This window comes from Oceanobacter antarcticus (genome assembly GCF_044962685.1).
Classification (GTDB): domain Bacteria; phylum Pseudomonadota; class Gammaproteobacteria; order Pseudomonadales; family Oceanobacteraceae; genus Oceanobacter; species Oceanobacter antarcticus.
On sequence record NZ_JBBKTX010000006.1, the window covers coordinates 113,963 to 135,278 of the forward strand.

The following is a 21,316-nucleotide window of genomic DNA, read 5'->3' on the forward strand; positions in this document are numbered from 1 at the left end:
ATTAACCAGCCTCAACCTGATCCAGCCAGCGATTCATCAAGGTACGGGCAAACAGTGTCTGGGCTTGCTGATACTGTTCAAAATCCTGTTGTGTCTGTTGGATCATACGATTCACATCGTCCTGATTTTTCTCCGGATTGCCAATCAGTTCGCGCCGGTTCCAGATGTCGACGATATGAGGCGTCACTTCAAAGTGGCACTGGAATGCCCAGGTGGTTGTTCCCATGCGGAACGCCTGATTGGGCACCTGATCACCACTCATCAAGGCCACAGCCCCGTCCGGTAAGTCGAAGGTATCGGAGTGCATTTCAAACAGCAGCGGCTGCTCGTCCAGTCCTTGCAACAAAAGGTCCGTACGGGCTGCCGCAGAGAGACTCAGGCGGGTAAAACCGTACTCAAGAAATCCCTGCGGCTTCACCTCGGCACCAAACGCATAGGCAATCGCCTGACAGCCCAGACAAGACCCCAGCACCGGTTTACCTTGCTGATGAAAGCGACGAATACACTCCCCCAGGCCATCAAAATAGGGTTTCAGTTCCGGATCATGAACGCTGTGCTCGCCACCAAAGACAATCAGGGCATCAAAGCCGTTCGTGCTCGTGGGCACGCCATCACCCAGACGGCGATAAAACCACTGTAAGGTGCCACCACGAGTAGCGACGGTTTCGCCAATACGGCCTGATTCCACCTCGCCATCCATCCCACCGGCCATAATGGCTGCAATTTTCAAAGGTACGACTCCTCTTGTGTTGTAAACACTCGCTTTAACAGGTTGTTGATTTGCTATCTGCGTGGCCACTGCGTTGTTAAAAACAGGCTCAAATCGGTCATTTATCTCGTATAAACTCCCTCTTTTCGCCGGTTTTTGCCTTGCATTGACTGTCTCGAAAACAAAAATCAACAGCCTGTTAAACATCCAAGCTGAACATCCACGTCCAATACCCACGCTGAACGCTCATTTTTGAATAAAAAAAGTGCTTCGCCAAAAAAGTGCGGGTTGGCTGCCCTTGGGGGGCTGACGAAGCACCAAAAAACTTGGCCAGAGCTGTCTCAGGCCAGGTAATCGTCCAGCCCTGGCGTGCGATAGCCGTCCTTCCGCCAGGTAATCGGGAAGTAGCTTTCATCCACTTCGTTAGAGCCAAACTTTTTGTATTTACCGTAAATAGGGCCGTTTCCGACCGTCATTTTGTCTGGATTAAACTGGATATCGGACTGGAAAAAATGCATAGCCAGCGCCCGTCGTGGGACATCGGCACGATTCACCCGTGAGCCGTGCCAGGTCCAGCCATCGTGGAAGGCACAGCCTCCCTTGGGCACCACAACCGGCACCAGCTCCAGTTCGAGACCATGGGTTTCTGCCCATTCGCGCACTTCTTTCAGATCATCTTCCGGGCCATGGAACTGCATGATCGGTTTGGCTTCACCCCACTGGTGCGAGCCTTTGATGTACACCAGAGTGCCGCCTTCGGCGGTGGTGTCATCCAGCGCCAGCCAGCAACTGACCAGCTCGGGCTTGTCGATCCAGAGTGAATACATGCTGTCTTGGTGAAATCCGATCGAACGACCCTCTACCGGTTTCCACAGCAGGTTATCAATCATCAGTCGTGATCCACTCCAGCCTCCCAGCTGGGCACACAAGCGGCCCATATTTTCGGACAACACCTGACGGGCAACGGTCAGATCCGACTTCCAGGCATTACAAATCTGTTGGGTGTACGGCGGTGTTCCGGTGGGTAAATTCACTTCGTCAGGTTTGATGCCTGTCTCATAAAGCCCTTGTTCAAAAATCGGCGCGTAACGGCTGAGAATGGCATCGGCGTCTTCGGTCTCGACCAGCTTGTCGACGATCAAAAAACCATCCTGGCGAAATTGTGCTATCTGCTCTTGAGTCAGTTCAATCATGGTGTGCTCCAGCGGCCACCTGGCGTCAAGGCCGAGGCAGCCCTTTATCATTCAGTGGTATCAGTCAGGGAGTGTGGTTTATGTCGGTATCAGAGAATTGTCCGCAGTATCCGCTCAGTAAAAAGTCAGGTAACGCTGCAGCTCCCACTCAGACACTGAACGGTGGTAATCCTGCCATTCCTGTCGCTTGAGCTTGAGAAAGCTGGCAATCAGGCGCTCCCCCAGTGTTTCTGCCAGCAAGCTGTCTTGCTCCAATGCCGTCAGCGCCAGATCGAGATTCTCCGGCAAGCGGTCGACACCCAGCTCACTCACCTGCTGCAGGGTCAGGTCATAAAAATTCAGTGATTGCGGTTCAGGAGGCGTCAGTTCCCGATCGATACCGTCCAGACCGGCCGCGATGATGGCAGCGGTCGCCAGGTAGGGATTCATGCTGCTGTCACCGATACGAACTTCGATACGACCATAGGGAATACGCACCATGGCGGAGCGATTGTTGTCGCCGTAGGCAATAAAGACCGGTGCCCAACTGGGAGCTGCCGGTGTGCCGGTAATCAGCCGTTTATAGGAGTTCACCGAAGGACACAGCAAGGCGGCCAGCGCTTCGGCATGGGCCATCACCCCGGCAATAAACTGGTAGGCCGTACGCGACAAGCCCATACCAGAAGGGTCGGAGGCATCGTGAAAAACATTATCACCAGCCTCATTCACCAGCGAACAATGCACGTGCATGCCGTTGCCAGTGGTTGTAGCACTGAGTTTGGGAATAAAACTGCAGATAGCACCTTCGTTGTTGGCAATCTCTTTCGCTGCCATTTTGAAGAACTGCATGTTGTCGGCAGATTTCACCGCTTCATCGTATTTGAAGTTGATTTCAAACTGGCCGTTGGCGTCTTCATGATCAATTTGATACACCTCCAGACCAACCTTGGTCAGCGCGCCGTACAAGCCTTCGATAAATCCGGCGTTACGGGTTAGGCCACGGTAATCGTAGGTCGGACGCTCCAGCGTATCGGTACTGTCAAACGGCGAGATATGGCCATCAGCATCCTGCTTCAACAGGTAAAATTCCGGTTCCAGTCCGGTCATCAATCGCAGTCCGCGCTTCGACAACCGTTCTGTCTGTTTCAGCAAGACGTTACGGGGATCCATCTCACAAGGCTGATCACCCACCATACCGACACCACGAATGCAGGCGTAGCCCGGCATCCAGGGCATCAAGACCAGCGTATTGAGGTCGGCCACCATCATGAATTCAGGATCTTGTGGTGACATATCGAAGCCGAGAATGGCACCGCCGGCAAACCCAGCACCGTCGGTCGTCAGCCCTGGCAAGCACTGCACTGGTACCGACTTGCTTTTGATGCCGCCGTGGACATCCACAAACTGGGCAAGAATAAATTGCACACCATGCGCCGCCAGAAACTGCTGCGCCGCTTCCAGCGCATTGTCTTGCGGGCATTGCCATACGGTGCTGATCGTTGGGGTCGTCGCAGACATGCTTTCATCCTCTGTGTTCTTGATGAAACCAGTCTGTCAAAATCCGGCCGGCATAGCGTTGACCGTTAAAACCGCTGTGTTGACATTAGCCGCCATTCACCGGCTAACGGGTAAACAGCCTATACCTCAGAATAAATTATTGATGGCTTAGCGGTTGTGATTGACCGCGCCACTCGCTCGGATTGATATGTTTCCAGCGCACAAAGGCACGAGTAAAGGCACTTACTTCGGAATAGCCGAGCCGATAAGCCACTTCAGAAACACTCAGGCGATCGTAGTTGAGGTAATACTCCGCCAGATCTTCACGCACACTATCCAGTACTGATTTGAACGAACAGCCCTGCTCTGCCAGCTGGCGCTGCAGGCTACGCGAAGAACGGTTGAGCCGCCGTGCCATGTCTTCCAGTGTGGCATCGCCATGAGGCAAGCGCTCGATCACCTCACTGCGCAGCCGTTGTACCAGCGACAAGCCGGGATCCGCCTGCAGCGCTGCCCGACCTTCGAGATCGAGAATGGAGCCAAGGGAGATATTATTCAGCATCGGGTTGGCATCGGGCATGGGCTGATCCAGACAGGACTGGCGGAAACGGATCACATTACGCGGCTGGCCAAAGCGGACGTCGCAATGAAAGGCATCCCGGTGCGGTGTTGCATCCACCAGCGCCGGATGCTGGAAGTGCACCTCAACCGGTGTCCAGCCCAGACCCATGCCCCGTTTCAGTACATTATTGAGCATGCCGATGGTCAGCTCAGCATCCTGGCGACGATCCGGTATATCGCCATCCAACAGCCGGTATTCCAGTTCGACGATGCCATCAGCTATGCCCGTATCCATGCCGGAGCGATGACACTGCAGCAGACTGTTGCGTTGAAAAACATGGAAGTAGCGTTCCATACCGGCAATGGCCGAACGAACATCGGACGAGGTAATGGCATAGTAGCCAAACAACCCCAAGCCTTCCGGACGAAACTGCTCCCCAAACCACAGCCCGAAGTGCTCATTACCAGTCGCCCGCGCCGCTTCGTGCATGGAGTTGCAGTAAAACTTGAGTGGGATATGACGGTTGGGTTGTTGGTAAAGCCCTTGTCGTAATCCGGCCCGAGCCAACACCGCCGCACTGTTGGCACCCTGGACTTCGATAAATTCTTCCAGCCCAACCGTCACGGAACCCAGCACACTGGACAACAAGCCGGTGGATAATCCCCGCGTGTGGATAGACATATGCTTAAACCCCAGGAATAAAATATTCCTGGGGTTTAAGCAACAAACACACCAGATCAGACCAGACAGTGAGAGCCAACAATGACTGAACAAGGACTGAACAAGGACTGAACAAGGACTGGCAGTCGATAACCCGCTGGCAGTCGATAACCCGCTGGCAGTCGAAAACCCAAGGGTGGTAGCAATCAACCCTGCGGTTCGAGCAACCCCGCCGCCGCCCGCTGCCGAATCCCGGACTGGAATGACGGAGACTGCATTTCCATCAAACGACTCAGCGAGCGCAAGGTATCCGCTGCCAGCGCTGGATCCGCAAGCATCTCCTGGATCGGTCGTTCAGAACTGAGCAGCAGCTTATGTTTGTGTTCGTAGAGGACATCCACCAACCAGATAAAACGTCGCAAGGTATCCGCCCGCCACAAATGCCGTGTCTGAATACCGCTGATCACCACCGTCGACCAGCGCTCCGCCAGCTCCAGATAATCCAGATGCGAACGCGGGCCTTCACAAATCGCCGCCATATCGAACCAGACGCAGGTTTCATCTAACGCTCGTACTGGCAACCCTCGGCCACGCAATGGCACAGTAGCGGATTCGGCGTCATTCAGCCGCAGTGCATGCCCCCACTCTGCCAGACGATTCAGCAGCCAGTCATCCGCCGCCTTGTCCAAAGGGTTGATATAATTTGGCACCAACGCGGCCTCGCGATAGCGATAATCCTGGTCGTGGTCGAGATGCAACACCCGTAAGTGTTTTTCAATCATGGCGATGGCACCCAGCGCCCGATGGTGCAAATCCGGATCCGGCAACAACTCTTGAGGGGGATAGTTGGACGTAAGCACGACCACCACACGTTGCTTGATCAATACCGCCAGAAAACGCTCCAGCAGAATCACATCGGCAATATCGTGCAAATGAAATTCATCCAGACAAAACAGGCGGCACTGGCTGGCAACCTGGTGCGCCAGTGTCACCAGATAGTCGTTTTTGCCGCCACTCTTCGCCATACCGAGGTGCAAATCCCGCAGAAACACATGATAGTGGATACGCTTCGCCGCCAGTGGAAACTGCTGAAACAACGCATCCATCAACAGGGTTTTGCCGCGCCCCGGCTCGCCCCACAAATAGGCACCGACCAGCCGCTGGCGACGAATAAAAGACAGGTTGCGTTTGCCGTGCACAGCCTGCTGTTGCAGCTGCTCCAGCGCCTCAGCGGCGCGGTGCTGGCCAACATCAAGTTGAATCTTGCGGTCGTCAAACCAGGCTAGCAGGGAATGAGGCATCGGCAGCAAAGGCATCGGTTAACAAATACGGTCAAAATAGCAATAACAGTCACACGGGTATGATCAATCCGGTGGTTGGTTGAAATAACCAGCGTCAACTATCATTAACCTCTGTCAACCACCGCTGGCAACCTAATCGTCGATTCCGAGCAGTTCCACTTCAAAAATCAACAAGCTACCCGGCTCAATCCGACCAGCCCGTTGTTTGCCGTAACCCAGTTCCGAGGGAATATAGAAGATATTTTTCTGCCCGACTGTCATCAGCTGAACGCCTTCGGTCCAACCCGCAATCACCTGATTCAGACGAAAGCTGATGGCTTCTCCACGTTCGACCGAGCTGTCGAATACTTTGCCATTTAACAGCGTGCCATGGTAATGAACCGTCACCTTGCTCGTGGCGACCGGGTGTTGCTCGCCATTGCCGGGCTTCAGCACCTTGTATTGCAAACCCGATGCCGTCGTCACCACACCGTCTTCGGCCCCGTTTTTAGTCAGAAACGCCGTCCCCAGAGTGATATTTTCAGCGGCACCTTTGCTGCCGACACCGGCACGACGCAAGGCATAACCCAACAAACCGGCGATCACAGCAACCAGAAGTATTTCCAGCATATATTCTACCCAATCATGAATTCGGCCCGAATCATAAGCGACTCGGGCGCAGGAATCAGTAATTCGACAATTCCTTGTCATCACGAGTGAGTTTTTCGCCGACGTTTTCGACCATTTTCAGCGCTTTCAGTGAGCTGGATAAAAATTCCCGTTGGTACAGAATCCCCACCACAGCGGCGGCACCGGCCAGAAACAGCCAAATATTCACGAACCACAACAGCAACGCCAGCGAGAAATAAAATGCCCGCAAGCCGTTATTGTAACTGTGGCCGGCCTGATCGATCACCTTGGCAGCGTAGATGGCAAAACTGCGGCGTTCTGCTGCCGTAACGGTTTTGTCATCGGGAAATGGCGCGGCACCAATCAATACGGATGCAAACCCGAACTGACGCATGGACCAGGTAAAGGTAAAAAAGGAATAGATAAACACGCTGATCATCACCCCCACTTTCAGCTCCATCGCCAGGATACTGTCGGGCGTAACAAATGAGATGCTCAGCAACATATTCTGGATTTCATTGACGGCCGACAGCGCGGTCAACAAACCTGCCAACACCAGCACACAGGAAGAGGCAAAAAAATTGACATTACGCTCGACGTTGGCAAGCAAGGCCGCATCCCCTACCCGGATTTCACGCATCAGCAAGCGCCGCATCCAGTTAATTCGGTGCACGTGCATCACCGATGACAGCGAAGCAGAATGTTTGGCCATGTACTTGGCGAAGCGGTCATAGGCAATCCAGCAGAACAGAAACCAGGCCAGGGCAGCCCAGTTCATCCAGCTGATGATGTCCTCAGGGTTGTTTTGCAAAGCATCCTCGATGTCTGAGTGTGATTTTAATGTTAATAACGTTCTTCTTTCTGCCTGAATTCAACGCCAAAGTCATATAACCACAGCAGCGTGAAGCAGTGTGTGTATTCAAACAAAGTCTTCGGGAGCCATCCAGCTGGATATATCACGACACTGTTGATTCAGAACAGGCTAACGGCGGTCTTGATTCTTTGCCCCAAGCCATTCACCCGAAACCATTAACCCAGACTCGTTACCCTGACTCAGTCACCCGCCAGGCGAGCATGTAACTCGGCGGCAGTTTCCTTGCGCTCAGAGTAACGATCCACCAGGTAATCGCTGCGATCCCGCACCAGATAAGTGAAGCGCACCAGCTCTTCCATGACATCAACGACCCGGTCGTAATAACTCGACGGCTTCATCCGGTCGTTGTCATCGAACTCCCGCCAGGCTTTGGCTACCGATGACTGGTTCGGAATGGTCAGCATCCGCATCCAGCGCCCGAGTACCCGCATCTGGTTGACGGCATTAAATGACTGCGAGCCACCGCTGACCTGCATCACCGCCAGCGTTTTGCCTTGGGTTGGCCGAACCGAACCGATCGACAGCGGAATCCAGTCGATCTGGGCTTTCATAATACCGGTCATGGCGCCATGACGTTCTGGCGAAGACCACACCATGCCCTCGCTCCAGCTGACCAGTTCTCGCAACTCAGCCACTTTCGGGTGGTCGGCACCGGTATCATCGGGCAATGGCAAGCCAGAGGGGTCAAAAATCCGGGTTTCTGCCCCCATAGCGTCCAGTAGCCGTGCTGCCTCTTGCGTTAACAGACGGCTGAACGAGCGTTGCCGTACTGAACCATACAACAACAAGATACGCGGCCGATGGCTCGAAAACGGCCGCCGAAATACCGCTTCTGCTGTCGGTACATGGAACAGGGTTTCTTCAATATTGGGCAGATCAGAACAACTCACGGGCGTTACCTTATGCTTTTGAAAACCACTTGAATCACGCTGAAAACCAGTGCCGGGTGCGATTGGCAAACGCCACCAGCGACAGCATCACCGGCACTTCCACCAACACCCCGACGACCGTTGCCAGCGCCGCTCCTGAATGCAAGCCGAACAACGAAATCGCCACCGCCACCGCCAGTTCAAAAAAGTTGCTGGTGCCAATCATGCAGGCCGGAGCCGCAATGTTATGGGCCAGCTTCAACCGCAGAGCGGCCCAGTAGGCGATCGCAAAAATACCGTAGGTCTGGATCGCCAGCGGAATCGCAATCAACAGAATATCCAGCGGCCGGGCAACAATGGTATTGGCCTGCAAGCCAAACAGAATTACCACGGTGGTGATCAAACCTACGATTGACCAGGGCTTGATAGCAGCAACAAAGCGATTCAGTGCCTCAGCCGAGCCATCCACGGTCAATACCTTGCGGGTGAGATAGCCCGCCAGCAGCGGTAACACCACATACAGACCGACCGACAGCATCAGCGTATTCCAGGGCACCTGGATGTCGGTTACTCCCAGCAAAAAGCCGGTAATCGGTGCAAAGGCAAACACCATAATCAGATCATTCACCGACACCTGCACCAATGTGTAATTGGGGTCGCCCTTGGTCAGCTGGCTCCAAACAAATACCATCGCGGTACAGGGGGCAACGCCCAACAGAATCATCCCGGCGATGTATTCACTCGCGGTTTGAGGATCAACCCAGCTAGCAAAAAACACCCGGAAAAACAGCCACCCAAGCAATGCCATGGAAAACGGCTTGATCAGCCAGTTAATCACCAGAGTCAACAGCAACCCTTTGGGCTTGCGACCGACGTCACGGATGGCTCCCAGATCGATCTGGATCATCATCGGATAGATCATCAACCAGATCAGCACCGCAACCACCAGATTGACCCGCGCCACTTCGGCGGCCGCAATGGCGGTAAACACCTCCGGCACCCACAGCCCCAAGGCAATTCCTGCCACTATGGCAACAGCCACCCAAACCGATAAAAACCGCTCAAAAATTCCCATAAGGCCGCCTAAAACTCCATCGCCAGAGACTGTAATTGCGTCTGTATTGCAGCGAGCGACATCGTCATATCCAGCGTATTCACCTGGGCAAACCGCTGTTTCAAGGTAGCAATCAACTGATCAAATGCCTCGGACTGCGCCGCTGCATCGGCTATTTTGGACGGATCGGCCAGGCCCCAGTGCACCTTGCTGCCAGCACCGATCCAGAGTGGACAGGCTTCACTCGCCGCACTGTCGCACACCGTAATCACATAATCCGGGGCAAACAATTCAAACGCATCCCACGACTGACTCATTAGCCCGGTGGCCGATATGCCATGTCGTTGCAGCGCTACCAACGTCCCCGGATATACCTCACCGGCAGGCTGGCTACCGGCACTGCGTACCTCGAAGCGGTCATCCAACACGCTACGGGCAACCGCCTCGGCGACGATACTGCGACAACGATTATGGGTGCAGACAAACAAGAGTTTCATAGTGGCTCCAGCTAAAAAGAAATAGGATCAGAATTGTGCACCTGGCCGTGGCGCGCAGCAGCCGGGTGCTTGCTCAGTCGGAATGCAGACTTGCAGGCGCGCTTCACACTCGGCAATGTCGTGCGCATAAAGCTGTGCAACCTGCTCCAATACGGCGCTGGCAGTTGCATCCAGCGTCGGTTGCAGCCGGTAATACACCCACTGGCCGCGCTTTTCGCCAACCAGCAAGCCACTGGTGCGTAGTAGCGCCAGATGCCGCGAAACCTTGGGCTGGCTCAACGCCAACGCTTCGGTCAATTCGCAGACACACAATTCCTTGTGGTTAACAATCAGCATCAGAGTCGCAAACCGGGTCGGGTCGGCCAGCAACTTAAACAACTCAACCGGAGGAAAAACGGCAACCATCAAGCGACTCTCCAATTCACGAAACAATCCATGAGACAATCCATGAGACAAGCGTCTTGCCAATCCACGAGGCAACCACTCGGACTCAAAATATATGCAAAATCATATATATGATTTTGCATATATACAAGGCAAAACATGCGTACGAAAAAGACCACGCTGACAACCCGCCCACAACCCCGTATTATTTCCGCCCGTTTTTTGCACCTGCACGCCGGAGTGACCACCATGACAAACACCCCTATCCGCCTTACCGAATACAGTCACGGAGCCGGGTGCGGCTGCAAGATTTCGCCCAAAGTGCTGGACACCATTCTGCTCTCTCAACTGCAACTGCCCGACTTCCCCAACCTGTTAGTGGGCAACAGCAGCAAAGACGATGCAGCCGCCTACGACATCGGCAATGACCAGGTCGTATTGAGTACCACCGACTTTTTTATGCCCATCGTCGACGATGCCTTTGACTTTGGCCGCATCGCCGCCACCAACGCCATCAGCGACATCTACGCCATGGGTGGCAAGCCACTGATGGCAATAGCCATTCTCGGCTGGCCCATTAACACCCTGGCTGCCGAAGTCGCCCAACAGGTCATCGACGGTGGCCGCCAGGCCTGTGCCGATGCCGGTATTCCCCTCGCCGGAGGCCACAGCATTGACGCACCGGAGCCGATTTTCGGTTTGGCCGTCACTGGCCTGACCAGCCGCAAAAACCTCAAACAGAACAATCAGGCCCAGGCGGGCGACATTCTTTACCTGACCAAACCGTTGGGTATCGGCATTCTGACCACCGCCCAGAAACAGAAAAAACTGCTGCCCCAACACACCCATCTGGCCCGCGACATCATGTGCCAGATGAACCGTGTCGGTGCCGAGGTAGCGCCACTGGAAGGAGTGCACGCGATCACCGACGTCACTGGCTTTGGATTGATGGGTCATTTGCTGGAAGTGTGTGAAGGCAGTGGCGTCACGGCTGTCATCGACGTCAGCAAGGTGCCGGTCATCAGCGAAGCCCGAGAGTATCTGGCCCAAGGCTGTATTCCCGGCGGCACCGGCCGCAATCAGGACAGCTACGGCCACAAACTGGCCGACATGCCTCACACCATCAAGGATCTGCTGTGCGACCCGCAAACCAGTGGTGGCCTGTTGATCGCCGTCGCCCCGGAACAGGCAGTCCAACTGGAAGCTGTACTAAAGCAAGCTAATGTCCATCACCAGCCCATTGGCGCACTGTCGGCCCGGTCTACAGACAACCCGGATGCTCCCTTCGTCGCTGCCCAGGGAGATTGGGTCAGCGGAGGATGGCTATGAGCGCTGACCAGGGCCAGCCAACACGCCCGGATGCCCGCGAGTTCCTGGATATTTTCCTCAACGACATCCCCATGATCGACACCCGCGCCCCGGTTGAATTTGAAAAAGGTGCCTTCCCGACCAGCGTCAGCCTGCCGTTAATGACCAACAGCGAGCGCGAACAAGTCGGCACCTGCTACAAGCAACAAGGACAGGAAGAAGCCATTCGACTGGGTCACCAGCTGGTACAGGGAGAGATAAAACAGCAACGAGTGCAAGCCTGGGTCAACTTCGCCCAGCAGCACCCGCAAGGCTATCTGTACTGCTGGCGTGGCGGTCTGCGCAGCCAGATTTGTCAGCAATGGATGCATGAAGACGGCACCGACTACCCCCGTATCACGGGCGGCTACAAGGCCATGCGCAGCTGGATACTGGCAGAGTTCGAGCGCCAGTGCGCCGAATTGCCGATGATCATCCTGGCAGGCACCACCGGCTGCAACAAAACCGGCCTGCTCAACCAGCTCCCCAACAGCGTCGACCTCGAAGGCCTGGCCAACCACCTCGGCTCCAGTTTTGGTCGCCGCCCCTCCGGCCAGCCCAGCCAGCTCAACTTCGAAAACGCCCTCGCCGTCGCCATGCTCAAAGCCGAACACAGCAACAGCGTTCAATCCGGCCAACACCTGGTATTGGAAGACGAAAGCATGCTGATTGGCCGTTGCGCCTTGCCACACCTGTTCCGCAACGCCATGGAGCGCAGCCCGGTTGTGGTGCTCGACACCAGCCTCGAAGAACGGGTTGAACACACCTTTCACAACTACATCCTCACCAAACTGGCGGACTGGCAACAACAAATGAGTGATGAGGATGAAGAACCCGCCTTTGATGCTTTCGCCAACGACCTGACTGAATCACTCAAACGGGTGAAAAAACGCCTGGGAGGCGTGCGCTACGCCGAAGTGGCCTACGAGATGGAAAATGCCCTCAGCGCGCACCGTCACGGCCACCCCGACGGCCACAGAGGCTGGATTACCGTGCTACTGCGCGACTACTACGACCCCATGTACGAATACCAGCTGAGTAAAAAAATGGAACGGGTTATCTTTCAAGGCAACCGCACCGAAGTAAAAGAATTCCTCAGCCGTACAGAGCACGGAGCACAACCAAGTCCCGCTGATATTTCACCCTCCCAACCTGGATAACCACATGTCGCTTGCAGCGCTGGATCGCTCCACACAACGCAACCTCGGCAAACTGTTCTCAGCCCAAGCGCTAGGCGGCTCCTCCGCGCCGATCATCCTTTCCATCGGCGGACTGGTCGGCCAGACACTGACACCCGACCCCGCGCTGGCAACACTCCCGGTCAGCCTGTATGGCATCGGTGTCGCGGTGTCCATGATTCCAGTCTCCCTGCTGATGAAAAATGCCGGACGCAAAATCGCCTACCTCACCGGCACCCTGCTCTGCGTACTGGCCGCACTGCTGGCAACCACCGCCATCGTCAACGCCTCCTTCTGGCTGTTTTGCGCCGCCCTCGGGTTGGCCGGATTTTATGGTGCCTGCGTGCAAAACTACCGTTTTGCTGCTTCCGATCTGGTACCCGCCAGCCACAAACCCAACGCCATCTCCCTGATCATGCTAGGTGGACTGGCCGCCGCCGTGATTGGCCCACAAACCGTGTACTGGACGCAAAATACCTGGGCATCAGCCCCCTTTGCAGGCAGCTTTATTGGCCAAGCCATACTGGCACTGCTCGCCATCCCCATCCTGCTATCACTCAAACTGCCCCCCTCTCATGAAGCCGACGTTAACGGCGACGCCCGCCCCTTGTGGCAGATCGCCAAAAGCCCCGGATTTATCACCGCCGCCCTCGCAGGCACCGTCTCATACGCACTGATGTCCTTCATCATGACCGCCGCACCCATCGCCATGGTGCACCAAGGCCACAGCGCCGGAGATGCCACCCTCGGCATTCAATGGCACATTCTCGCCATGTTTGGCCCGAGTTTTTTCACCGGCAAACTGATCGCCCGCTTCGGTGCGCGCTGGATCACCGCACTAGGACTGATGCTACTGTTTACCTCCGCCGTTACCGCCATGTCCGGGATGGAAATGATACACTTCTGGGGATCACTGATCCTGCTCGGACTGGGCTGGAACTTCGGTTTTATTGGCGCCACCACCCTGCTCACCCACACCTACCAACCCTCGGAAAAATCCAAGGTACAAGCCCTCAACGACCTACTGGTATTTGGTACCGTCGCCGCAGCCTCCCTGGGCGCAGGCAGACAATTCAACCTCTACGGCTGGTACGAACTCAATCTGATCACCTTCCCCGTGATCGCCGTTACCCTGCTGTTACTTGTGGCTCTGCCCTGGTGGCAAAAAAACAGCCAAAAACCTTTACTCTGACGCCAGAATTAGTGGCTACAAAACTATCGATGACCATCACTCGGTTTATGCTCCGTGCGACCAAATAAACCGAGTGCACCCAACTGCCGGTACAAGTTATTGCGGCCTAATACCATATCGACAACTGAAAATTACCCGCTCAAAAAACAAAGGCTTGCAGTAGAGGAAAGCCTCACCAAGTCAAATCACAGCACAATTCAATATACACTGGAGCCACATCTACTAATCATTGATTCGGTTAATCCCCGGCTGCGCGGAGAACGCGACGTTCATGTAATACGCCCGACCCACGTATTCGGTTTATCCCCGGCTACGCGGGGAACGCTCGAGTGCTGCAGTACGCCGATATTGACGTCGGTTTATCCCCGGCTGCGCGGGGAACGCTAACCGGCCCAGGCCGGGCAGGTCGATAATGACGGTTTATCCCCGGCTACGCGGGGAACGCCGTACAGGCGAATAACGCTATCTCAAATTACGCGGTTTATCCCCGGCTACGCGGGGAACGCCATTTTTCAGCGATGATATTTCAGCTAACGACCGGTTTATCCCCGGCTGCGCGGGGAACGCTGTTGAGTGGTCAGGGCCATTCCCTGACTGCCCGGTTTATCCCCGGCTGCGCGGGGAACGCCTCGTATTCCGTTAGAGGTTTGCGCACCTCATCGGTTTATCCCCGGCTGCGCGGGGAACGCGGACGCAAAATACACCACGAATGTCAGGATCTCGGTTTATCCCCGGCTGCGCGGGGAACGCATGTAGCGGGTTTTTCCGGCATGTGGGCCGGTCGGTTTATCCCCGGCTGCGCGGGGAACGCAACCGCTCTGCCATGTCCATCATGCGCTCCAGCGGTTTATCCCCGGCTGCGCGGGGAACGCATATTATCGCCCCGTCTGCTGTGCGTATCCGCCGGTTTATCCCCGGCTGCGCGGGGAACGCCCCCCACTTCTTTGGCGTTCAGGTTCATCAGGCGGTTTATCCCCGGCTGCGCGGGGAACGCCGGGCGATCTGGATCAATATGCACCGCGATGGCGGTTTATCCCCGGCTGCGCGGGGAACGCTTTATCGACGCCGTCGCCATGTGGGCTAAAGCCGGTTTATCCCCGGCTGCGCGGGGAACGCCCATCGGAAAAACACCGGGCTGAGCACGTGTCCGGTTTATCCCCGGCTGCGCGGGGAACGCGCCACCACCGGCCTTGGGTACGCAGTAGTATTCGGTTTATCCCCGGCTGCGCGGGGAACGCGGTGCGGGTTTGTGCCCAGCTGCCGCCAATGGCGGTTTATCCCCGGCTGCGCGGGGAACGCTATATCCTGCCCGGCAAATTCGGCACGAAGTGCGGTTTATCCCCGGCTGCGCGGGGAACGCTTTTCCCACAAATACAGGCTGGGCCGGGAGCACGGTTTATCCCCGGCTGCGCGGGGAACGCTCTCTTGTTCGCGGCATTCGGATTCCGGCGGCCGGTTTATCCCCGGCTGCGCGGGGAACGCATCAAGATTTTTAAGGTTCGCGTACTCGGAAACGGTTTATCCCCGGCTGCGCGGGGAACGCTCAACTCACCGGATCGGAGCGTTGGAGACATGCGGTTTATCCCCGGCTGCGCGGGGAACGCCCCGGCAAATTGGCTGGACGTTTTACGCCAGCCGGTTTATCCCCGGCTGCGCGGGGAACGCCGGAGTGGAAACCACAGAAAAAACAAACAGAGCGGTTTATCCCCGGCTGCGCGGGGAACGCAAACCATTCTCAATTGGGAGAAAAAAGGGATTCGGTTTATCCCCGGCTGCGCGGGGAACGCTGGGCGTCAGCCTGTCCACGTTCAAAAGAATGCGGTTTATCCCCGGCTGCGCGGGGAACGCAGCAGGCTGCATACCGTGTGCAATCAAGATATCGGTTTATCCCCGGCTGCGCGGGGAACGCCACCGATTACACCAGAACCCGAACAAACCACGCGGTTTATCCCCGGCTGCGCGGGGAACGCCTGCTCATGATCAACCAGATAGCGAACCGCGCCGGTTTATCCCCGGCTGCGCGGGGAACGCATACAGGATAGCGCATCAGCAGGTGTCGAGGCCGGTTTATCCCCGGCTGCGCGGGGAACGCTATTATAAAAACGGCTCGCACATGGGTTATATCGGTTTATCCCCGGCTGCGCGGGGAACGCAAGATATTCAACGCGCGCACATCGACGCCCTCCGGTTTATCCCCGGCTGCGCGGGGAACGCAGCTTCAATAGCTTCGTCATGTTCAACTACTGCGGTTTATCCCCGGCTGCGCGGGGAACGCTTTTCAGGTTGTTCAGCTTCAAGATTGGGAGTCGGTTTATCCCCGGCTGCGCGGGGAACGCTTCGGTTTTCGTTACGAGATTCATGTGTTGTCCGGTTTATCCCCGGCTGCGCGGGGAACGCCGCATGTATCATCGCCGCAGTCGTGATGGCTGCGGTTTATCCCCGGCTGCGCGGGGAACGCTACCAGCACCGGCAGGCCGTCGATTTCCAGAACGGTTTATCCCCGGCTGCGCGGGGAACGCTGTCATGAAGCAGATCATTCTGGTCCGCGGGCCGGTTTATCCCCGGCTGCGCGGGGAACGCAAGCGCTTGGTTCGTCGGCATGCGGGAATCACCGGTTTATCCCCGGCTGCGCGGGGAACGCTTCATCGGCTAATTCATCATTTTCAAGGGCATCCGGTTTATCCCCGGCTGCGCGGGGAACGCTGATTATTTGATCGACGGTTTTCATGCCACTCCGGTTTATCCCCGGCTGCGCGGGGAACGCGCCATTATAGCGTGACGGCCCGCTAACGGCTACGGTTTATCCCCGGCTGCGCGGGGAACGCCCAGTTACTTGCATGCTATCCTTGATGTGGTTCGGTTTATCCCCGGCTGCGCGGGGAACGCACTGCCCAGAGCTGGAGGGCAAACGAATCGGCCGGTTTATCCCCGGCTGCGCGGGGAACGCGTCGATAGTCCCAGAGACTGGAATTGTCACATCGGTTTATCCCCGGCTGCGCGGGGAACGCCCCTGTGTCGCCAACGACCGGGATAGGGGCTACGGTTTATCCCCGGCTGCGCGGGGAACGCTGTGCTGCAGCCTGGGCCTGCAAAGACCCGGACGGTTTATCCCCGGCTGCGCGGGGAACGCCTGTGATTTCGTCTTGATTCGCCATACTACCCCGGTTTATCCCCGGCTGCGCGGGGAACGCCAGTGCAGCTAGGTTTTATAAGCGGAAAATTACGGTTTATCCCCGGCTGCGCGGGGAACGCACCGAGTTGCCGGATAACCTCAGCGTTGGTGGCGGTTTATCCCCGGCTGCGCGGGGAACGCATAGCCCATTTCGCCAGAATCCGGGATAGGCCCGGTTTATCCCCGGCTGCGCGGGGAACGCTGGATCACCTGGCGAGCATCAGGAACGGTAAGCGGTTTATCCCCGGCTGCGCGGGGAACGCTCGTTGCAGATGATAGGCGCTCACTGTGCATGCGGTTTATCCCCGGCTGCGCGGGGAACGCGGCGTGCATTGCACATCCTCAATGCTCCAATCCGGTTTATCCCCGGCTGCGCGGGGAACGCGCGGAGGACGAAACCTCAAGTTTTTTACCTACACGGTTTATCCCCGGCTGCGCGGGGAACGCGTCGTAGGCGTACCGCATCTGTAGCTCAGATACGGTTTATCCCCGGCTGCGCGGGGAACGCTGTGCCTTGAATAACGCTGCGAAATCCCCCGCCGGTTTATCCCCGGCTGCGCGGGGAACGCAAAAACAGCCCGCCGGTTCCAGCTAGTTTGTGCGGTTTATCCCCGGCTGCGCGGGGAACGCGAGAGTTGATCCGCCTGCCCTTGGGTAATACTCGGTTTATCCCCGGCTGCGCGGGGAACGCGACATTTTTAGGCCCGGACATATCAATGCCAACGGTTTATCCCCGGCTGCGCGGGGAACGCATTGCTCTGCCACTGGCCGAGGTAAACAGAAACGGTTTATCCCCGGCTGCGCGGGGAACGCCCCAATACCGAAATTGCGAGGTCGCTGGCGTCCGGTTTATCCCCGGCTGCGCGGGGAACGCTCGCCAAAACCGGCCAGACTGGAGCCGTCCGACGGTTTATCCCCGGCTGCGCGGGGAACGCCGGTTCTCGAATTTATCGTTATTGGTTACGCCCGGTTTATCCCCGGCTGCGCGGGGAACGCCCCAATACCGAGATTGCGAGGTCGCTGGCGTCCGGTTTATCCCCGGCTGCGCGGGGAACGCACCCCCGGCAAACCATGTTGTTTTTTTGATTTCGGTTTATCCCCGGCTGCGCGGGGAACGCTGGCCGATGAATCAGAATATGGATCAAATCATCGGTTTATCCCCGGCTGCGCGGGGAACGCGCCACAGAGTCCGAGGTGTTGTGGGCCAAACGCGGTTTATCCCCGGCTGCGCGGGGAACGCTCTAAATGTACATGGTTGATTTTAAAAAGGAAATTTATGCCTTCAAAATCTACCAAAAAATTGATGTTGTTAAAGAACGTTTCAGCACTTCATTCACACGTCTTTTGAATCGGATTCATCGGGTAGAAAACGCACCAGTCGGAGTCCATCAACGTCAATGGGCATACGACGATTTTGACCATAGGTAATAAAGTCGAAGCCTGATTCAGTATTGGTTGCCCAGGCCATCACGACGTTGCCGTCTTCGGCGAGTACATCCACTTGTTGCCAGATCATTTCACGTATTCGCCGCGATACATCGCCAACGTAAACGCCTGCCCGGATTTCTAACAGCCATACCGCCAGTCGTCCGCGCAGTCGTGGCGGTACGGCTTCTGTAACAACCACTATCATGCTCATGGTTATTTACTCCTGTGTCCTTCATCTCCCACGCTGGGTGGTTCTGGTATCGCGGGTGGCTGGGCGTCTTCTGGTGGTTTGGGTGGTTCTATTTCTCCTGCGGCCAGTACGTCTTCGATCAATGGAATCAGTCGGCTTAGTAAACGGCTGGAGCGGAATATTTCACGGCAGGCAATGCGCACTTCCCGGTCTGGCTGGTGGGGCTTTTTGGCGGCTACTTTGAAAGCAATGGGGACGACGGTTTCAAATTTGACCAGATCGGCGATATCGTACACAAACGACAACGGCTTGCCGGAGTGTAAAAATCCGATAGCCGGGGCATATCCTGCGGCTAATACGGCTGCTTCGGTAACGCCATACAGGCAAGCGGTGGCTGAACTCAGGCATTGATTAATAGCATCTCCTTTGTCCCAGTCTTTTACGTCGTAGTCTCGGCCGCGCCAGTCCACGCCATATTGTTTGGCGAGTTGCTGGTAAATTTTACGAACCCGGCTACCTTCGATACCACGTAACTGGTCGATACTGCGCCGTTGTGGCGCTTCTTCACCAAAACGGATTTCGAACATTTTGCGGACAACCTTCAGGCGCAAATCCGCATCGAGTGCCAGTTGTGCCTGGTAGAGCAATTTGTCGGAGCGTGCTCCGCCGGGCTGGCCCGCAGAGTAAAGCCTGACACCGGCTTCTCCAACCCAAATCAGTAAGGTGCCGGTGGTCGCTGCCAGCTTGACCGCTGCGTGGCTGATGCGAGTACCCGGCTCTAACATCAGACAGACGATGGAACCAACCGGGATATGCATGCGTTCGCCGTGTACTTCATCGATAACGACAAAAGCGCCATCACGGACATCAATGCGCCCCATGCCGACAAAAATCATGGAGTTACGGTCTTTGATGGGGATGGGTTTAAGGGGGATAAAACTCATAAGCGCGTCCTTGCAAATGGGTGATAGGTTAAGCCCGAGTGGTCAAGTACTTGACCACGTCAAACTCGGCGCAGGTTTCGGTCATGAGTTAATCCTCGTGCGGTAAGCATTCGTCTAACAGGGCCTGGCCGCTGATGCTGATGGCCGACCCCAAGGTTTTCACCCCTGACACCGGCGAATCAACCACAGCCCACAGCCAAAGCCTTTAGCCTTGCCAACGCCTTTGGCCAGGGTCTGCAAAAAACGCTCGGGATCAACAACCGTCAACAATCCTTGATAATCCACCGTGGAGTAGCGAATCGTGTGTTTTCCTTTTGGCTGATAATGTTGGTGTTGATAATAACTGTCGTGATCAAGCTCGGGTTCACTTTCCAACTGTATGCCCCACTCCGCCAGACGTTTGTTGTCGGAAATCCAGCCAAGGGCAGCTTGATGGGCTGCCAGTGCTTTTTTTTGCTGTGCTGCGTGGGAGTTCAGGCCAGAGACGTCGGCGTTTTTCTTGGCGTTCATAAGGACATCGTGACGTCGTGATTTGCCCTGCTCATCGCGAATGCTGACCACAGGATTCACCCGGAGCTTGAAAGCCAGTCGATCGCCCGCACTCAATCGTGGCTGATACGGTTTGGTCTGGCAGGCAAATGCAGGATGCGCCGCTACGGGTTGTTGTTCAGACAACACATAAAAAAGCGGCAGACCATTGCTATCGATTTCTTCGCGAAACAGAAACGGGCGTTGGGCCTGTTCTTTTGCTTTGCCTTTAAGGTTGCTCCAGCTGTCTTCATAGCCGGGAAACAGCTGCCATAGCAATGCATGACTGGCGTATGCGCCATTTTTTTGCAGCTCCACAAGCTCTTGGGATGCAGTCAAGGCGTTGCTGATTGTGACTCGGGAAAAATACATCAGCGATCCTCCATCAGGGTAAGCTGGTGTTGGCGGCGTTGGCCAAACTGCCAGCGGCTACGACTGATGGGGTCATCCCACGGGTGGTACGTCAAGGTGTCGTCGTGATGTTCACCGTCGAGATCCACCAGCTCACCTTGCCAGTAGTAAGTCGCCTGTTTCCCCATACCCAACCAGTATCTGTCTGTCGTAACACCAGTACGCACATCGTTGCCCACTTCATTACCCACAATGGCAGGAAAATCAGTATCCAGGGCGTTTTTCAAGTGATCGGTCGATACCAGCATGGGGGTCAACGGCAAGGCAGGAGGGCAAGATTTACGTCCCAGATACAGTGGAAAAACCGGGCGTTGCAGCTTTGCTTGCAAGTATTCCAAAGTCAGTTCTGCTGAGTGTTGGGAAAGAGAAATGGCCACCACCCAAACACCATCCTGACGATAATGACGACTCGACAATACGGTATTCAGTTTTTCCTTGGGGCCAGCCAGTTCACTTTTACGGCTGTAATGAGTGAATTTTTTATCCGTCGAAGGTGCTTGTACAGTGTGATAATCACGCAGCAAGGTACCCGCACCCAGCTGTTTTACGGCCACGACAATAATGTCGAACAGCCGCTGTTGACCGGCTTCATCATCACGCTTCACCCCCAAAGCGGCACCTAGCAAACCAATGATAGCGGCTCTTCCAGGGGCCATTGCGGTTGGCCGGTCACCGCCAACGGCGGCTTGTCCCCAACTGGCCATTGGCCCATAGAGTCGAAAAACCAGATATTCCATA

Annotated in this window: 18 protein-coding genes and 1 CRISPR repeat array; of the genes, 3 read left to right on the forward strand and 15 right to left on the reverse strand. The window is 56.0% G+C overall.

Going from position 1 to position 21,316, the window contains the following annotated elements:
• Position 1: 1 nt before the first annotated feature.
• The 11 genes from WG929_RS06510 to WG929_RS06560 all read right to left on the reverse strand — a co-directional run bounded on the left by WG929_RS06510 (position 2) and on the right by WG929_RS06560 (position 10,209).
• Entirely contained in the window at positions 2–730 is a 729-nt protein-coding gene (locus WG929_RS06510; RefSeq protein WP_416205386.1) for a type 1 glutamine amidotransferase, read from the reverse strand.
• A 320-nt stretch (positions 731–1,050) separates the two neighbouring features.
• Positions 1,051–1,902 carry a phytanoyl-CoA dioxygenase family protein gene (locus WG929_RS06515; RefSeq protein WP_369854541.1) on the reverse strand — a complete coding sequence of 284 codons (852 nt, stop codon included), beginning with the start codon at positions 1,900–1,902 and terminating at the stop codon, positions 1,051–1,053.
• A 114-nt stretch (positions 1,903–2,016) separates the two neighbouring features.
• The gene (gene glnT / locus WG929_RS06520; RefSeq protein WP_416205387.1) at positions 2,017–3,399 is read right to left on the reverse strand and encodes a type III glutamate--ammonia ligase; all 1,383 of its coding nucleotides are present in this window, start codon (positions 3,397–3,399) and stop codon (positions 2,017–2,019) included.
• A gap of 136 nt (positions 3,400–3,535) precedes the next feature.
• A complete protein-coding gene (gene qhpR, locus WG929_RS06525; protein WP_416205388.1) occupies positions 3,536–4,621 on the reverse strand; it encodes an AraC-like transcriptional regulator QhpR in 1,086 nt (361 codons plus the stop codon).
• A gap of 185 nt (positions 4,622–4,806) precedes the next feature.
• On the reverse strand, positions 4,807–5,916 hold the full coding sequence (gene zapE, locus WG929_RS06530; RefSeq protein ID WP_416205389.1) for a cell division protein ZapE: 1,110 nt from the start codon (positions 5,914–5,916) through the stop codon (positions 4,807–4,809).
• A 117-nt stretch (positions 5,917–6,033) separates the two neighbouring features.
• On the reverse strand, positions 6,034–6,510 hold the full coding sequence (gene bamJ / locus WG929_RS06535) for a BamJ family beta-barrel-assembly machinery protein (RefSeq protein ID WP_416205390.1): 477 nt from the start codon (positions 6,508–6,510) through the stop codon (positions 6,034–6,036).
• A 55-nt stretch (positions 6,511–6,565) separates the two neighbouring features.
• Positions 6,566–7,288 carry a DUF599 domain-containing protein gene (locus tag WG929_RS06540; RefSeq protein WP_416205391.1) on the reverse strand — a complete coding sequence of 241 codons (723 nt, stop codon included), beginning with the start codon at positions 7,286–7,288 and terminating at the stop codon, positions 6,566–6,568.
• Between the two features lie 275 nt (positions 7,289–7,563).
• Positions 7,564–8,274, reverse strand: coding sequence for an arsenical resistance protein ArsH (gene arsH / locus WG929_RS06545; protein ID WP_416205392.1), 711 nt, complete (start codon positions 8,272–8,274; stop codon positions 7,564–7,566).
• 34 nt (positions 8,275–8,308) lie between these two features.
• Positions 8,309–9,328, reverse strand: a complete 1,020-nt coding sequence (gene arsB / locus WG929_RS06550; RefSeq protein WP_416205393.1) for an ACR3 family arsenite efflux transporter — start codon at positions 9,326–9,328, stop codon at positions 8,309–8,311.
• A gap of 8 nt (positions 9,329–9,336) precedes the next feature.
• Positions 9,337–9,804 carry an arsenate reductase ArsC gene (locus tag WG929_RS06555; RefSeq protein ID WP_416205394.1) on the reverse strand — a complete coding sequence of 156 codons (468 nt, stop codon included), beginning with the start codon at positions 9,802–9,804 and terminating at the stop codon, positions 9,337–9,339.
• Between the two features lie 27 nt (positions 9,805–9,831).
• Complete coding sequence (locus WG929_RS06560; RefSeq protein WP_416205450.1) at positions 9,832–10,209, reverse strand: metalloregulator ArsR/SmtB family transcription factor; 378 nt, start codon at positions 10,207–10,209, stop codon at positions 9,832–9,834.
• A gap of 228 nt (positions 10,210–10,437) precedes the next feature.
• On the opposite strand from WG929_RS06560, the gene selD reads away from it, so the two are divergent.
• Genes selD through WG929_RS06575 form a run of 3 tightly spaced genes read left to right on the forward strand, consistent with a single transcriptional unit; the run spans position 10,438 to position 13,905 of the window.
• Positions 10,438–11,517 (forward strand): selenide, water dikinase SelD, encoded by a 1,080-nt coding sequence (selD, locus tag WG929_RS06565; protein WP_416205451.1) that lies wholly within the window; start codon positions 10,438–10,440, stop codon positions 11,515–11,517.
• The gene (mnmH, locus tag WG929_RS06570; RefSeq protein ID WP_416205395.1) at positions 11,514–12,695 is read left to right on the forward strand and encodes a tRNA 2-selenouridine(34) synthase MnmH; all 1,182 of its coding nucleotides are present in this window, start codon (positions 11,514–11,516) and stop codon (positions 12,693–12,695) included. Before selD ends, mnmH begins: the two co-directional genes overlap by 4 nt.
• 4 nt (positions 12,696–12,699) lie before the next feature.
• On the forward strand, positions 12,700–13,905 hold the full coding sequence (locus WG929_RS06575; RefSeq protein WP_416205396.1) for an MFS transporter: 1,206 nt from the start codon (positions 12,700–12,702) through the stop codon (positions 13,903–13,905).
• 235 nt (positions 13,906–14,140) lie between these two features.
• A CRISPR array of direct repeats spans positions 14,141–18,317; the repeat unit is 29 nt; unit sequence CGGTTTATCCCCGGCTGCGCGGGGAACGC.
• Between the two features lie 93 nt (positions 18,318–18,410).
• Here WG929_RS06575 and cas2e read toward each other — a convergent pair.
• The 4 genes from cas2e to cas5e form a co-directional block, all read right to left on the reverse strand.
• The gene (gene cas2e, locus WG929_RS06580) at positions 18,411–18,716 is read right to left on the reverse strand and encodes a type I-E CRISPR-associated endoribonuclease Cas2e (protein ID WP_369854553.1); all 306 of its coding nucleotides are present in this window, start codon (positions 18,714–18,716) and stop codon (positions 18,411–18,413) included.
• Positions 18,717–18,718: 2 nt separating this feature from the next.
• A complete protein-coding gene (gene cas1e, locus WG929_RS06585; RefSeq protein WP_416205397.1) occupies positions 18,719–19,639 on the reverse strand; it encodes a type I-E CRISPR-associated endonuclease Cas1e in 921 nt (306 codons plus the stop codon).
• 159 nt (positions 19,640–19,798) lie between these two features.
• Complete coding sequence (gene cas6e, locus WG929_RS06590; protein WP_416205398.1) at positions 19,799–20,539, reverse strand: type I-E CRISPR-associated protein Cas6/Cse3/CasE; 741 nt, start codon at positions 20,537–20,539, stop codon at positions 19,799–19,801.
• Entirely contained in the window at positions 20,539–21,315 is a 777-nt protein-coding gene (gene cas5e, locus WG929_RS06595; protein ID WP_416205399.1) for a type I-E CRISPR-associated protein Cas5/CasD, read from the reverse strand. Before cas5e ends, cas6e begins: the two co-directional genes overlap by 1 nt.
• Position 21,316 lies beyond the last annotated feature (1 nt).

Bases quoted from the DNA above. Each gene is read 5' to 3' on its own strand.
- WG929_RS06515 (WP_369854541.1), bottom strand. From the start codon at position 1,902: ATGATTGAACTGACTCAAGAGCAGATAGCACAATTTCGCCAGGATGGT.
- glnT (WP_416205387.1), bottom strand. From the start codon at position 3,399: ATGTCTGCGACGACCCCAACGATCAGCACCGTATGGCAATGCCCGCAA.
- qhpR (WP_416205388.1), bottom strand. From the start codon at position 4,621: ATGTCTATCCACACGCGGGGATTATCCACCGGCTTGTTGTCCAGTGTG.
- zapE (WP_416205389.1), bottom strand. From the start codon at position 5,916: ATGCCTTTGCTGCCGATGCCTCATTCCCTGCTAGCCTGGTTTGACGAC.
- bamJ (WP_416205390.1), bottom strand. From the start codon at position 6,510: ATGCTGGAAATACTTCTGGTTGCTGTGATCGCCGGTTTGTTGGGTTAT.
- WG929_RS06540 (WP_416205391.1), bottom strand. From the start codon at position 7,288: ATGAACTGGGCTGCCCTGGCCTGGTTTCTGTTCTGCTGGATTGCCTAT.
- arsB (WP_416205393.1), bottom strand. From the start codon at position 9,328: ATGGGAATTTTTGAGCGGTTTTTATCGGTTTGGGTGGCTGTTGCCATA.
- WG929_RS06555 (WP_416205394.1), bottom strand. From the start codon at position 9,804: ATGAAACTCTTGTTTGTCTGCACCCATAATCGTTGTCGCAGTATCGTC.
- WG929_RS06560 (WP_416205450.1), bottom strand. From the start codon at position 10,209: ATGGTTGCCGTTTTTCCTCCGGTTGAGTTGTTTAAGTTGCTGGCCGAC.
- selD (WP_416205451.1), top strand. From the start codon at position 10,438: ATGACAAACACCCCTATCCGCCTTACCGAATACAGTCACGGAGCCGGG.
- mnmH (WP_416205395.1), top strand. From the start codon at position 11,514: ATGAGCGCTGACCAGGGCCAGCCAACACGCCCGGATGCCCGCGAGTTC.
- WG929_RS06575 (WP_416205396.1), top strand. From the start codon at position 12,700: ATGTCGCTTGCAGCGCTGGATCGCTCCACACAACGCAACCTCGGCAAA.
- cas2e (WP_369854553.1), bottom strand. From the start codon at position 18,716: ATGAGCATGATAGTGGTTGTTACAGAAGCCGTACCGCCACGACTGCGC.
- cas1e (WP_416205397.1), bottom strand. From the start codon at position 19,639: ATGAGTTTTATCCCCCTTAAACCCATCCCCATCAAAGACCGTAACTCC.
- cas6e (WP_416205398.1), bottom strand. From the start codon at position 20,539: ATGTATTTTTCCCGAGTCACAATCAGCAACGCCTTGACTGCATCCCAA.
- cas5e (WP_416205399.1), bottom strand. From the start codon at position 21,315: ATGGAATATCTGGTTTTTCGACTCTATGGGCCAATGGCCAGTTGGGGA.